13 protein-coding genes and 1 tRNA gene are annotated in these 13,084 nt (G+C 69.4%); 10 read left to right on the top strand and 4 right to left on the bottom strand.

Going from position 1 to position 13,084, the window contains the following annotated elements; all coding sequences use genetic code 11:
- Positions 1-121 precede the first annotated feature (121 nt).
- The gene (locus tag ACZ63D_RS41730) at positions 122-1,297 is read right to left on the bottom strand and encodes a branched-chain amino acid ABC transporter substrate-binding protein (protein WP_465359893.1); all 1,176 of its coding nucleotides are present in this window, start codon (positions 1,295-1,297) and stop codon (positions 122-124) included.
- A gap of 627 nt (positions 1,298-1,924) precedes the next feature.
- The gene (locus ACZ63D_RS41725) at positions 1,925-2,539 is read right to left on the bottom strand and encodes an ANTAR domain-containing response regulator (protein ID WP_009079762.1); all 615 of its coding nucleotides are present in this window, start codon (positions 2,537-2,539) and stop codon (positions 1,925-1,927) included.
- A 196-nt stretch (positions 2,540-2,735) separates the two neighbouring features.
- Here ACZ63D_RS41725 and ACZ63D_RS41720 point away from each other — a divergent pair.
- From ACZ63D_RS41720 to ACZ63D_RS41690, 7 genes are all read left to right on the top strand, one after another.
- Positions 2,736-2,809 (top strand) — tRNA-Leu (locus tag ACZ63D_RS41720).
- Between the two features lie 332 nt (positions 2,810-3,141).
- Entirely contained in the window at positions 3,142-4,281 is a 1,140-nt protein-coding gene (locus ACZ63D_RS41715; RefSeq protein WP_465359858.1) for an alkaline phosphatase family protein, read from the top strand.
- A gap of 300 nt (positions 4,282-4,581) precedes the next feature.
- Positions 4,582-5,925 carry an outer membrane protein assembly factor BamB family protein gene (locus ACZ63D_RS41710; RefSeq protein ID WP_465359857.1) on the top strand — a complete coding sequence of 448 codons (1,344 nt, stop codon included), beginning with the start codon at positions 4,582-4,584 and terminating at the stop codon, positions 5,923-5,925.
- Between the two features lie 310 nt (positions 5,926-6,235).
- The gene (locus tag ACZ63D_RS41705) at positions 6,236-6,670 is read left to right on the top strand and encodes a hypothetical protein (protein WP_465359856.1); all 435 of its coding nucleotides are present in this window, start codon (positions 6,236-6,238) and stop codon (positions 6,668-6,670) included.
- Between the two features lie 122 nt (positions 6,671-6,792).
- The gene (locus ACZ63D_RS41700; protein ID WP_465359855.1) at positions 6,793-7,344 is read left to right on the top strand and encodes a hypothetical protein; all 552 of its coding nucleotides are present in this window, start codon (positions 6,793-6,795) and stop codon (positions 7,342-7,344) included.
- Between the two features lie 72 nt (positions 7,345-7,416).
- A complete protein-coding gene (locus ACZ63D_RS41695) occupies positions 7,417-8,028 on the top strand; it encodes a sensor histidine kinase (RefSeq protein WP_465359854.1) in 612 nt (203 codons plus the stop codon).
- Positions 8,016-8,666 (top strand): response regulator, encoded by a 651-nt coding sequence (locus tag ACZ63D_RS41690; RefSeq protein WP_465359853.1) that lies wholly within the window; start codon positions 8,016-8,018, stop codon positions 8,664-8,666. Before ACZ63D_RS41695 ends, ACZ63D_RS41690 begins: the two co-directional genes overlap by 13 nt.
- Before the next feature lie 36 nt (positions 8,667-8,702).
- Here the strand turns inward: ACZ63D_RS41690 and ACZ63D_RS41685 are convergent, their stop codons facing one another.
- Positions 8,703-9,260 carry a TetR/AcrR family transcriptional regulator gene (locus tag ACZ63D_RS41685; RefSeq protein ID WP_465359852.1) on the bottom strand — a complete coding sequence of 186 codons (558 nt, stop codon included), beginning with the start codon at positions 9,258-9,260 and terminating at the stop codon, positions 8,703-8,705.
- 101 nt (positions 9,261-9,361) lie between these two features.
- On the opposite strand from ACZ63D_RS41685, the gene ACZ63D_RS41680 reads away from it, so the two are divergent.
- Positions 9,362-10,099: an SDR family NAD(P)-dependent oxidoreductase gene (locus tag ACZ63D_RS41680; protein WP_465359851.1), complete on the top strand. Its 738-nt coding sequence runs from the start codon at positions 9,362-9,364 to the stop codon at positions 10,097-10,099.
- A gap of 50 nt (positions 10,100-10,149) precedes the next feature.
- On the opposite strand, the gene ACZ63D_RS41675 is transcribed toward ACZ63D_RS41680, so the two are convergent.
- Positions 10,150-11,139, bottom strand: a complete 990-nt coding sequence (locus tag ACZ63D_RS41675; protein WP_465359850.1) for an AraC family transcriptional regulator — start codon at positions 11,137-11,139, stop codon at positions 10,150-10,152.
- A 130-nt stretch (positions 11,140-11,269) separates the two neighbouring features.
- Between ACZ63D_RS41675 and ACZ63D_RS41670 the strand changes: the two genes are divergently transcribed.
- A complete protein-coding gene (locus ACZ63D_RS41670) occupies positions 11,270-12,118 on the top strand; it encodes an NmrA family NAD(P)-binding protein (protein ID WP_465359849.1) in 849 nt (282 codons plus the stop codon).
- A 627-nt stretch (positions 12,119-12,745) separates the two neighbouring features.
- Positions 12,746-12,949: a cold-shock protein gene (locus ACZ63D_RS41665; RefSeq protein ID WP_452080788.1), complete on the top strand. Its 204-nt coding sequence runs from the start codon at positions 12,746-12,748 to the stop codon at positions 12,947-12,949.
- Positions 12,950-13,084: the final 135 nt, after the last annotated feature.

Here is a 13,084-nt window from a genome sequence, read left to right as displayed (position 1 = left end):
CGAGGGGGGTGTGTGTCCTCCGCCCTCCCCTTTTCCCTCTGCTGCTCCTCCCCCCCCCCCCCCCCCCCCCCCCCCCCCCCCCCCCCCCCCCCCCCCCGGTACTGGAACCGAAAGCGGTGAGCTACTTGATCTCGGTGTTGCGGACGATCTTCCCGTTGTCCACCTTGTAGGTCCACACGGTGGTCGCGGCGAGCTCGCCGTGGTCGTCCCACTTGAAGTGCTTCGTGATGCCCTGTCCGTCGTAGGTCTTCACGAAGTCCAGCAGCCCGGCGCGGTCCTTCTTGCCCGCGTCGATGCCCTTCAGCAGGATCGTCGCGACGTCGTAGGCCTCGGGCGAGTAGGTGCCCGGGTCGACGCCGGTCGCCGCCTTGTAGGCGTCGGTGAACTTGGTGAACTGGTCGGCGGGCACGCAGGGGCAGGTGAAGTACGCGTTGGCCGCGGCGTCGCCGGCGCCCTTCACGAACAGGTCGTCCTTCACGCCGTCCGGGCCGACGAACTTGGCCTTGACGCCCGCGTCGTTCAGCTGCTGCGCGAACGGAGCGGCTTCCTGGTAGTAGCCCGAGTAGAAGATCGCGTCCGGCTTCTCGCCCTTGATCTTGTTGACCACGGCGGAGAAGTCGGTCTGCTTCGTCTTGACCTTGTCCTGGCAGGTCGCCTTGTCGCCCAGCGCCTTGACGGTCGAGGCGGCGAGGCCGGTGCCGTACTCGGAGTCGTCCTCGATCACGCAGACCTTGCTGGCCTTGAGCTCGCCGGTGATGAACTTCGCGGCGGCCGGGCCCTGCGCGTTGTCGTTGCCCAGCGCGCGGAAGAAGGTCTTCCAGCCGTTGTTGGCGAGCGACGGGTTGGTCGCGGACGGGGTCACGGCGACCAGGCCGGCGGAGTTGAAGATGTTGCCCGCGGCCTTGGACTCGCCCGAGAACGGGAGGCCGATGACGCCGATGATGCCCGGGGTGTTGACGATCTGGGTCACGATGCCCGGCGCCTTGTCCGGGGTGCCCTCGGTGTCGAACTCCGCGAGCTTGACCTGGCAGCCCGGGTTCGCCTTGTTGTGCTGGTCGACCGCCAGCTTCGCGCCCTTGAGGATGTTCTGGCCCAGGGCCGCGTTCGCGCCGTTGATCGTGCCGGCGTAGGCGATCGAGGTCGGCGCGCACTGCGCCTTGCCGTCTCCCGCCGGGTCCGCCGCGTTCGCCGCCGCCGACGGGGCCGCGGCCTGCGGCGCGCCGCTGTCGCCACCCGAGTCACCGCCGGTCCGCGCCGAGCAGGCGCCCAGGGAGATGACTCCCGCCGCGGCCAGCACGATGACCTTAGTGAGTCGTGCTCTCTGCACTCGTTCCTCCAAATGCCACCCGACACGCTCCTGTGGAACGGCGGGTCCCTGCGTGGGACTTCGACTGGGCGCTGAACGTAGCCGCCGGGTGAGGCGTTGCACAGAGTCACAGCGAGTCTTGTATCCACATCGTGACGGTCGTCACGAGAATTAACGGACGATTTACACTCGATCGTCTTATTGCAACGACCGAGTGAATGACTCTTCGTGTCCGAGCACCCCTCGAAAGGACCTAGACCACACGTCCGATCGATGGAGGCAGTGTAGGAACATCCCCTCTGTCACCGTGACCGACACCACGATCCCTCGGCTTCCAAGGTAGCAACTTTGCCCTTTCGAGCAGGGCAGATCAACCCGCACGGGTGGGTGGCGAACCGGTGCGGCAGAAGGGTTTCCGCTGGTCAGTGACAGGTCGCGACGCGACGAGGCGGCCCGGGACGGAAGCGGCGAACCGGACGAGGCCCCGCTGGCCGGGAGCGCGTTCCGGGACCGGACGGTCACTCTCCGATGCGGTTTCCGGCGCTTCCGGTGTCTCCGGCAACGAAAAAGCGGGCGCGACCCCCTGGCCACGCCCGCTTCGCCGGGTGCTTTCCGTGCTCAGCCGATGCTTTCCACGACCGCCTCGGCGACGGCCTTCATCGTGGTGCGCCGGTCCATCGCGGTGCGCTGGATCCAGCGGAACGCGTCGGGTTCGGTGAGCCCCTGACGGCTCATCAGCAGGCCCTTCGCCCGGTCGATGACCTTGCGGGTCTCGAGCCGGTCGGTGAGCCCGGCGACCTCGGCCTCGAGGGCCTGCAGCTCGGAGAACCGGCTGACGGCCAGCTCGATCGCGGGCACGAGGTCGCGTTTGGCGAACGGTTTCACCAGGTAGGCCATGGTGCCCGCGTCGCGGGCCCGTTCGACGAGGTCGCGCTGGCTGAACGCGGTGAGAATGACGACCGGCGCGATCCGGTCGCCGGTGATCCGCGCGGCCGCCTCGATGCCGTCGAGCTTGGGCATCTTGACGTCGAGGATCACGAGGTCCGGCTTGAGATCGGTGGCCAGCGCGATGGCCTCCTCGCCGTCGCCGGCCTCGCCGACGACCTCGTAGCCCTCCTCGCGCAGCATTTCCACCAGGTCGAGCCGGATGAGCGCCTCGTCTTCGGCGACGAGCACCCGTCGCTGCGGCACGCCGGCGGCGGCGCCGTTCGACTCGGCAGCCTGTTCGGTCACCGGTGTCCTCCTGAAGGCTCGGCGGGACGTCTTCGACACGCGGTCACCCGCGAGAGCCCAGGGTACCGGGACCGATCCAGATCCCACGATGGCGTTCACCACGAAGTGGCGGGCGACACGCAGCCCCGGGCCCAAGTCGATCACCGGACCCGGTCGAGGGCCGCGGGGGCGGGTCCCGTAGAGTTTCCGGCACTGCGCCCCCGTAGCCCAACTGGCAGAGGCAACGGATTCAAAACCCGTCCAGTGTGAGTTCGAATCTCACCGGGGGCACCCGGGATCTTTCTGTTTTCGCAGCCGCCTGTCAGCTGATCAAGCCCTTCGGTTTCGAGCAGTGACGGCGTACCGGAGCGGGTGCGCACGCGCCGCCGGAAGCGGAGACGCCGACCAGTCCACCGTGGACAGTTCCCTTCTCCGCCTCGCCCGAAACCGGCGAACAGCTCGTTCCGCGCAATCCGCGATATCCCGGGCAGGGCAAGGGAATCCGGTTGCTCCCATTGGGGTTTCCCGGTGGCCGGGGCACGGCGGACGGGCGATCATGCAGCGGAACCGGCGCGACCGGAGCAGCCGGCCGCGCGGCCCGACGGAGCACCGGAGGGAACGCCATGGCCGCCACCGGCCCGATCGACCACGTCGTCGTCCTGGTCCAGGAGAACCACACCACCGACAACTACTTCCGCTCGATGGCCGCGTTCGGCGCGAACGTCGCGACCGGCTGGCCGGTCTCCCCCAACCCGCCGAAATCCGACCAGCCGCACGACCGCAAGGCCTACTACCGCTGGCTCACCAAGAAAAGCACCGGCGCGCACGTCCAGTTCGACACCGTCGCCGACCTGCCGTTCTACGCCTGGCTCGCGGCGAGCGGCGCGTTCGTCGAGAACCACTGCGCGGGCTACGGCACCAACTCGACGCCGAACCACCTGCTCATCGTCGGCGGCCAGACGCCCACGCTGCGCAACCCGCCCCGCGGCCAGGCCAACCCGGTGTGGGACCTGCCGTCCCTGCCCGGGCTCGCCGCCGACCACGGCGTGAGCTGGAAAGCCTACACCGGAGCCAGCGGGTATCCGGTCGAGTTCTATCAGCAGCTCAAGGGGTCGCCCAACATCGTGCGCTCCGCGCAGATCATCGCCGACGCCCAAGCCGGTGCGCTGCCGACTCTGTCGATGGTCTGGCACGACTCGCCCTACGACGAACACCCGCCCGCGGACGTCAGCGAAGGCGAGGACGCCGTGTGGCAGGTCGTCGACGCGATCGTGCGGGCCGGACTCTGGAATTCGACGGTCTTCCTGCTGACCTGGGACGACTGGGGCGGGTTCGACGACCACGTGGCCACGCCGAACGTCGAGATCACCCCGGACGGCGTCCAGCTCGCCTACGGCCCGCGGGTGCCGTTGCTGCTGTTCGGCGGACGGGTCAAGCCGGGCATCGACCACCGCTGGTCCTGGCATCCGAGCATCCCGAAGACGGTCATCGACCTGCTGAAGCTGCCGAAACTCGGCGTGCCCCGGGTCGATGACGACCACGGCCTCGCCGACCTCGTCGACCTCTCCGCCACTGCGAAACTGAACCCGCCGCCCCCGGCGCACGGCACCGCGATCACCCAGCCCGCGCCGCCGAAACCCGCCCCTGCCCCGACTCCGGCACCACCGCCTCCCGTCGCCAAACCGGCACCGGTCGGGCCGATTCTGCTGCGCGGCGGGGGCACGCTGCCGCCGCCGAACGACGTGCCATTGACTGTCCATTGAGGACTGGAAAGGATCAGGCCATACGTCCACTGTGGACCGCGACTTCATGACCGCCCGAGGGAGCTGAGTCCGGAAAAACCCGCGCCGCTTTCGACGCGTTCCGGGATCCGCGGCACAACGTCGAGGTCGCGCATGATCAAAACCGGCGAACCCGCATGCGGCACAAGGCACTCGGCTGCCGCGCCCCGACCCCATCAACGAAGACCGCTTGTTCTGCCGTTCGGAGGTATCGCGACCGGGAGCCCGGCTGGATACTGCGATACCGGGGAGTCGCTTACCAGCGACCAGGAGTGATACCTCATGAAAAGGAATTGTCTCCGCACGGTGTTCGCGATCGCGGTCGTCGCGCTGGGCGTCAGCCCACCGGCAACGGCCGCGGCGACCGCCGGTCATTCCCCGCAGCAGCTCGCCGCGGCCGATTGGCCGACGTATCACCACGACAACGCCCGTACCGGCGAAGCGGTAGATCTCGCTCCGCTGGGCACTCTCGGCACCGCCTGGCAGGCCACTTTGGACGGTGCGGTGTACGGGCAACCGCTGGTGGTCGGCGGGCAGATCCTTGCTGCCACGGAGAATGACACCGTCTATGCGCTCGACCCGGCGACCGGCGCGACCCGCTGGTCGGCGCATGTCGGCGAACCGGCGAAGGGATCGGAGCTGCCGTGCGGGAACATCGATCCGCTCGGCATCACCGGCACCATGGCCTACGACCAGGCCACGTCCCGGGTTTTCGCGCTGGCCGAGCTCACCGGCGGGCAGCACGTGCTGGTCGGGGTGAACGTCAATACCGGCGCGATAGAGGTGCGCACGGAACTGGAGCCGCCTAAAGGAGATCGGCTGGCGCACCAGCAGCGAGCGGCGCTGACCGTGTTCGGCGACCGGGTGTACGTGGCCTACGGCGGGCTTGCCGGGGACTGCGCGAACTACATCGGTTCGGTTGTCTCAGCGACCACCGCCGGGACGGACCCGCTCAGCTACAGCGTGCCGACCACCAGGGAGGCCGGGATCTGGGCGCCGGGCGGCGGTGTCGTCGACGGGCAACGGCTGCTCTACTCAGTGGGCAACGGAGAATCCACCACGGGCTACGACGACAGCGATTCCGTGCTGGCCTTGTCGCCCACGCTGCAGCGGGTCGACCTGTTCGCCCCGGATACCTGGGCCGACGACAACGCGCAAGACCTCGATCTCGGTTCGTCCAGCCCGACTCTGCTCGGCGATCATGTCATCGCGGTCGGCAAGCGGGGAACCGGATACGTGCTGCGCCACGACAATCTCGGCGGAATCGGCGGGCAGCAGGCCAAAGCCGAGATCTGCCAGTCCTTCGGCGGCAGCTCGACCAGCGGCGACACCGCGTACCTGCCCTGCAACGACGGTCCGCGCGCGGTCCGCGTCGCAGCGGACGGCACTCCTACCGTGGCGTGGCATGCCGACGGGACCGCGAACGGCTCACCGACCGTCGGCGGCGGCGCGGTTTGGGTGACGGATTGGAACGCTGGTGTGCTGTATGCGCTCTCACCGGCAGACGGGACCACACTGGCTCAGCTGGACCTCGGCGCGATTCCGCATTTCGCCTCTCCCACGTTGTCCGGCGACCACGCCTACGTGGGCACGATGACCGGCGTGGTGGCGGTCTCCGGTGCCTGACTGAAAAACCCGGCCCTGAAAACACGAATCCCCAGGTTGTCGTTTCCGATGACCTGGGGATTCGTGTGCTCACGGCTGCCGACTGTCCATAGAGGACATTCTATGGAGGGCCGCTTGACGGCTCTGCGGCCACGGTAATCGAGGCAAGGTCGGCGGCACCATCACGCAGGCATCCGGGCCGGTGCGGTAGCAGGCGCCACCACGAAGTCGGAACCACGGGCTACTGATCGCGGCCGGTTCGGGCGGCAGGGTTTCCCTCAGGGCCGCCGACACCGGCGGCGTCACCCACGACTTCGGCGGAGGAACCCCAATGACCGTTCGAACGACGCCCCAGCCGCCGCTTCTGGCGAGGTCGCTGGCTGCCCGGACGCGATCCGGAAACCGATGGGCGCCCAAGGTGTTCGGCGCGGTCGCCGCGGTCCTGGTGCCGTGGGTGTTCGTGCTGGGCCGGTCCCTGCCCGAAACCGCACAGGTGCGGCACTGGCCAGCGGTGTGGATTGGACTCGACCTGGCGATGGCGCTCGGCTGCGCGACCACCGCGCACCTGGCCCACCACGGCGACGACCGCGCGCGCCTCTCGGCATCGGCCGTCGCGGCCCTCGCGGTGATGGACGCCTGGTTCGACGTCCTGACCGCCCAAGCTGGCGCCGAATTGACCCAGGCACTCGTCTGCGCGGTCCCGGAACTCGCGTTGGCCAGCCTGTGCACGTGGTTCGCCCTGCGCGACACCGGACAGCCGTCGTGACGATGCGGCAAAGGCCGCCTCCAGCGGCCAAGATCAAGACCTGCCACCTGGTGCTAGGTTCACCATGAGATCGGGTGCGGGTTCCATGGCGCCGTCCTCTCGCCGTGTCCTAGCGTCGTGCCATGACGATTCCACCCGGGCTGAGACGCACGGTCCTCCGGGCGCAACGGGACACCGGCTTTCTCGCCGCGGGTGTGCTGCCGCACCTGGCGCTGGTGCCCGGATGGGCCTGGGCGGCGGCGACTGTCGCCCGGACCGGGAACTGGCTCCTCGCGGTTTCCGTGCCGATTGTCCTGATCTTGCTCGGCACCCCCGTGCTGACGGCCGTTCAGCGGGCTCGCTACCGGGCGCTCATCGGGGTGGACGTCCCCCGCTCCCCCGCCACGCCGGAACAATGGACGTGGGCCTCGGCCGCCCGGTGGCTCGCGGCGGCACGGCCTTGGCGCAAGATCGGCTATCACCTGATGCTGGGCCCGGTGCTCGCACTGCTGGAACTTCTGGTACTCGCGGTGGCAGCGGCAGGCCTGGCGGGCGTACTCGTCTACGCCTGGGCATGGGCGGCCGGAAGCCAGAACTGGTCCAGTTACTTGACTCAGCTGCCGGTTTACTCGGCGGCGGGACTCCTCGTCCTGTGCGCCCTGCCCTGGATCGCGCGGGCAGTGGCCCGGGCCTAGGCGCGATTGGCGCCGGGTCTGCTCGGACCCAGCCGGGCGCAGCGGCTCCAGGAGCGGGTCGACCAGCTGGCCGTGAGCCGGACCGGCCTGATCGAGGCCGTCGACGCGGAGCGCCGCCGGATCGAGCGCGACCTGCACGACGGCACGCAGCAGCGGTTGGTGGCTCTCGCGGTCAACCTGGGTCTGGCCCTCGCCACCCGGCCGGACCTGCCGAGCGATGCCCGCGAAGTGATCACGAAAGCGCACCTGGAGGCGAAGGAGGCGATCGCCGAACTCGACGACCTGGTGCGGGGGCTGCACCCGGCCGTGCTCGAAGACCGGGGGCTGGACGCGGCGTTGTCCGGGCTGGCCGCCCGCACGCCCCTGCCAGTGCGGCTGAGGGTCGATCTGGAGGAACGGGTAGCGCCCAACGTGGAGTCAGTCGCGTACTTCGTGATCTCCGAGGCGCTGACCAATGCGACGAAGCACGCCAACGCGATGCGGGCGGAGGTAGTAGTCCGCCAGGTCGGCGAGATGCTGCGAGTGCGCGTTACCGACGACGGGCTGGGCGGGGCCGACGCCTCTGCCGGGACGGGGCTGACCGGGCTCGCCAAGCGGGTCGGTTCCCTCGACGGCGCCTTCCGCGTCAGCAGCCCCGTCGGCGGGCCCACCATCGTCACCGCGGAGCTGCCGTGCGCGCGGTGATCGCCGAGGATTCGGTGTTGTTGCGGGTCGGCCTGAGCAAGGTGCTGGAGACGGCCGGGTTCCAGGTCGCCGCGGAAACCGGCGACGCGGAGGGATTGCTGGCGGCCGTGGCGGAGCACCGGCCCGAACTCGCCTTGATCGACGTCCGGATGCCGCCCGGCTTCACCGACGAGGGAGTGCGGGCGGCGATGGAGATCCGCCGGCGCTGGCCGGGGACGCCAGTGGTGCTGCTTTCGCAGTATGTGGAAGAGCGGTACGCGGCCGACCTGCTGTCCGCGAACACCAGCGGGGTGGGCTACCTGCTCAAGCAGCGGGTCGCCGATGTCGCCGACTTCGTGGCGGCGGTCCGGCGGGTGGCGGAAGGGGGCACGGCCTTGGACCCGCAGGTCGTCGCGCAATTGCTGCTGCGGCGCGACAGCGACCCGCTCGCGCGGCTGACCCCCCGCGAACGGGAGGTGCTCGGCCTGATGGCCGAAGGACGCTCCAACGCCGGCATCGCGCAGGCGCTGGTGGTCAGCGAGAGCGCCGTGGCGAAGCACATCAACAACATCTTCGCCAAACTCGACCTCCCGGTGGCCGACGCTGACCACCGCCGTGTCCTGGCCGTGCTGCGGTTTCTCGGAGCGTCCAAGGCCTGACCTTCAGCGCACTGGAGAGGTCAGCGCGGTTGTTTTTCAGCCGGGACGCCGCAACCCGGCGAGGGCGAACTCGAATACCCGTTCCCGCTGGGCTTCGTCGACGTACTCGACGGCCGTGATCCCGGAAATCATGCGCAGGACGTCGTCGATCGACGTTTCCAGGCGCGCGACACCAGCTTCCTGCGCGCTTGCCAGCAGCGGTCCGCCCGCCTCCCGCATCGCCCGGCGGCAGGCCTGGAAGCCTTCGGTGGTGCGGTTGAGCGATTCGGCGAAGGCCAGCTTCGTGCCGATGTACTCCCCGAAATGCCGCAGCCACGCCGCGAACGCGTCCCACGGTTCGAGGCCCGCGACGTCGTCCGCGGCGCGGCACAGCGCCTCGACCGCCTCGCGGTTGACCTCCTCCACGAGGTCCTCGCGGGTGGGGAAATTCCGGTAGAGCGTCGCGATGCTCACCCCGGCCCGGCGCGCCACGTCTTCCAGCGAGGTCTGCGTCCCCTGCTCTTCGAAGGCCTCCCGCGCCGCGGCGACCAGCGCGTCGAAGTTGCGCCGGGCGTCGGCGCGCTTCGGCCGCCTGCTCGGCAGCTCCGGTTCCATCCCGCCTCCCGTGGTTGACAAACGTAGGAACCCTACGGTTAAAGTGTAGGGGTACTTTCACTTCTCATCGTACGTGCCTCGGGCACGGGAAGGCGGAGCGCATGTCCGCGGAAACCATCGCGCTGGTCACCGGCGCGAACAAAGGGGTCGGCCTGGCGACCGCCCGGCAGCTGGCCGAGCGCGGCCTGACGGTGCTGCTCGGGGCCCGCGATGCCGAGAAGGGGTCGAACGCGGCGAAAGAGCTGGCCGAGGACGGCTTGTCCGTGCGGCCGGTGCTGATCGACATCGCCGACGACGCTTCGGTGAACGACGCGGCCGCGCTGGTGGAACGCGAGCACGGGCGGCTCGACGTGCTAGTCAACAACGCGGGCATGCTGATCCGCAAACCCGCGGCGGAGGTCACGGCCGAGGACATGCGCCCGGAGTTCGAGACCAACGTCTTCGGGCTCGTACGGGTGATCCACGCGATGCTGCCGCTGCTGCGCCGCTCGCGTTCGGCCCGGATCGTGAACGTCGCGAGCGATTCGGCGATGTTCGCCAAGACCACCGAACCGGGCTCGATGTTCGCGCGCTCGCACGAGTCCTTTGTGTACTCCGCGACGAAAACCGCGGTGAACATGCTCACCGTCAAGTACGCCAACGCGTTCCTCGACGATCCGGAACTCGCGCACATCAAGGTCAACGCGGTGACGCCGGGCTACGTAGCGACGGATCTGAACAACTTCAACGGCGTCCGCACCACCGCGGAGGGCGCGCGGGCGTCAGTGCACTGGGCGACAGTGGGCGACGACGCCGAAACCGGCGGATTCTTCAACGACGAAGGCCGGGTGCCGTGGTGATTCCGGCCTGGTCACGCCGGTGGACTCGCTAGCGGAAGCCGCGCCGCGAGTCACCGCCGCGGATCGACAGCGCCCGCACAGTCATGGTGCATCGCGCGATACCGGCCGGGAGCGTGACCCACCACCCGCTTGAAAGCGCGGGCGAACGCGAATTCCGAGTCGTAGCCGACCTTTCGGGCAATCTGCCGCAGGGGAGCTTCGCCCTCGCGCAGCAGGCGAGCGGCCACGGTCATCCGCCATCTGCCGAGGTACTCCATGGGAGTGTGGCCGGTCGTCGAGGCGAATCGGCGGCTGAACCGGGCACGCGGGACGCCGACGGCGTGCGCGAGCGCCTCCACGGTCCAGGGTTTGCCGGGGTCGTCGTGCAGAAGCGCGAGCGCAGGGCCGACCGCGGGGTCGTGGAGCGCGTGGGCCCACCCGGCCGGCTGGTCCGGCTGGTCGAGGAACCAGGACCGCAAGGTGTAGGTGAACAGCAGGTCGAGCAGCGAGGCCACTACGGCGGGCGTGCCGCGGCCGGCGTGGTCGACCTCGGTGGCGAGCAACTGGACGGCGGCGGCGAGGCTGGTGCCGCGCATCTGGGCCGCCGTGACGGAGACGACGTCGGGCAAGGAGGCGATGAACGGGTGCTGCGGCGCCGGTTCGAGCAGGTACGCCCCGCAGACCAGGACGGTCTCGGGCCCGTCGCCCTCGATGACGAGGTCGGAGGCTGACAGCTCCTCCAGGTCGGCGCCGAACAGCTTTCGCACGGTGGGAGCCGGGCGGCCCGGGGCGTCGGCGACCACGTGCCCGGCGCCGGACGGCAGCAACGCGACATCCCCCGGGGCGAGCGGGAAAGCCGCTCCGCCGTCGGGGACGAGCACGCAGGAACCGGCGATCACGACGTAAATCGTGGCGATCGAACGCGACTCGAACGTGAGTCCCCAGGGGGCGCGCAGCAGCGCCCGGCCGTAGACGGCGCCGCCGCTCCGCAGAGCGGCGACGACCTGGCCCACGACGTCGGCAACGTGGTCACGCTCACGAGCGGCCGCTTTCTCCGTCATCGCCACACCCGATTCGCACCGGCCCCGCGCCGATCGGACATGAACCTGTCGAGAACTGTCATGGCGTGCGTCGATAACCCATTCCTACGGTGAGGGTGCTACCGATTCGACCCTACCTTGCGAGGAACGCGTGCCTACCACAGTTCTTGTCCTGGGCGGAGCCGGCAGAACCGGACGGCGCGTGGTGTCCTTGCTGGCCAAGCAGGGACACCGGATCCGGGTGGCGACCCGGAACCCGGGGCGCCCGGAGGGTTCGGTGACGCCGGTCCGCTTCGACTGGGACGACCCGGAGACCTACCCGCCCGCGCTGGACGGCGTGGACGCGATCTACCAGTGGCTGCCGATCAGCCCCGACCCCACGGCAGCGGTCGCGGCACTGCTGAACGACGCCAAAACCGCCGGGGTTCGCCGGGTGGTGCACTTGTCCAACACCACGGCGCGTCTTTCCGGTGAAGAATTCCCGAAGCCCGAGGTCGAGCAATTCCTCGAAACGGGCCCGGTGCCCGCGACAATTCTGCGGCCCAACGTCTTCGCGGAGAACTTTTCCGAACATCCCTCGATGCTGCAGAGCATCCGCACAGGTGTCGTCGCGGTTCCCGCGGGCGGCGGCCGGGTCGCGCCGATCTCCGTCGAGGACATCGCCGCTTCGGCCGCGGCCGCCCTGACCCAGGACGGACATCAGCGCAAGACCTACTCCCTGACCGGACCCGATTCACTGTCCTTTTCGGACATGACCGCGATCGTGGGCTCCGCCGCGGGAAAGCCGGTGCGGTACCGGGCGATGGACCCGGCCGAGTTCCGCGAAGCCATGCTCGGCGGGGGCATGCCTGGTGAGGTCGCCGACTTCTACGCCGCCATGTACGAAGGCATCCGCAACGACTGGGCCGCCGAGGTGACCGACCACGTTGAGCGGATCACCGGACGGCCGCCGATCTCCTTCGCCGACTACGCCCGCGCCGCGGCAGCCAGGTGGCGCTGATCAGCCAGCCTATTTTACGGACGCATCGTTGGCGGCGCGTCGATCTCGTTACCGGCGCCGGGTCGCCGACGCGGCCGTCGAGGCGGAGAACCGGATGGCGCGCACGCGGTGCGAGGCGCCTTCGGGCAGGCCGTAACCCGCGGGCTGGGACTCGGGGTGGCTGAAGAGCACCTGCGGGACCGGTGCCGCGGTGTGGCGGGAAGGTGCGGATGTGCGGAACAGAAGAACTCCTTGATGCTTGGCCAGCGCCGATCATGGTGCTGGGGAAGAGAAAAGCCGACCCGCCGCGCCGTCTCGGCGGTGGGGGGGTCGCGAGCGGGATCGCGTCGTCACGGCTTCGCGTGACCCGCGTCGTCAGCGCAGTGCGAACCTGCTGGTCGCCAGGCTACGCCCTCCCCGCGGGAGCCGCCGGGTCAGGGCGGAAAAGCACAGATCGTTTGACGGGGCCCGCCGCCTGTGGTCCACTAGGGGCGGTTGAAGATTTTTGTGTTCGTTTTTTCTTGACGCCCGCAGAGGTTTTTGGCGAGCGTCGGCACGTGCCTTTCCGGCTTCTGATTTTCCGCGCTCGCAGCCTGGCCGCCCCGTCCGGGGCGCTGCCGCATGTTCGACGCGACAAGGAGTTCGTGAATGTCCGAAGGCACCGTGAAGTGGTTCAACGCCGAAAAAGGCTTCGGTTTCATCGCCCCCGACGACGGCAGCGCCGACGTGTTCGTCCACTATTCGGAAATCACCGGCGGCGGTTTCCGCAGCCTGGACGAGAACGCCCGGGTGCAGTTCGACGTCGGCCAGGGCAACCGCGGCCCGCAGGCCACGGCGGTGTCGGTCCTCTGACCACCACCGCATCGGGGGGGGGGGGGGGGAGGGGGGGGGGGGGGGGTGGTAGGGGGGGGGGGGGGAGTTTTCGGAGCAGGCGGGGGGGGAGGGCGCGAGAGCGGTCTCCCTCTCCTAGACGGGGGGGAGGGTTTG

The organism is Amycolatopsis sp. NPDC104775 (assembly GCF_055583325.1).
This window is presented reverse-complemented; position numbering and strand designations above follow the sequence as displayed.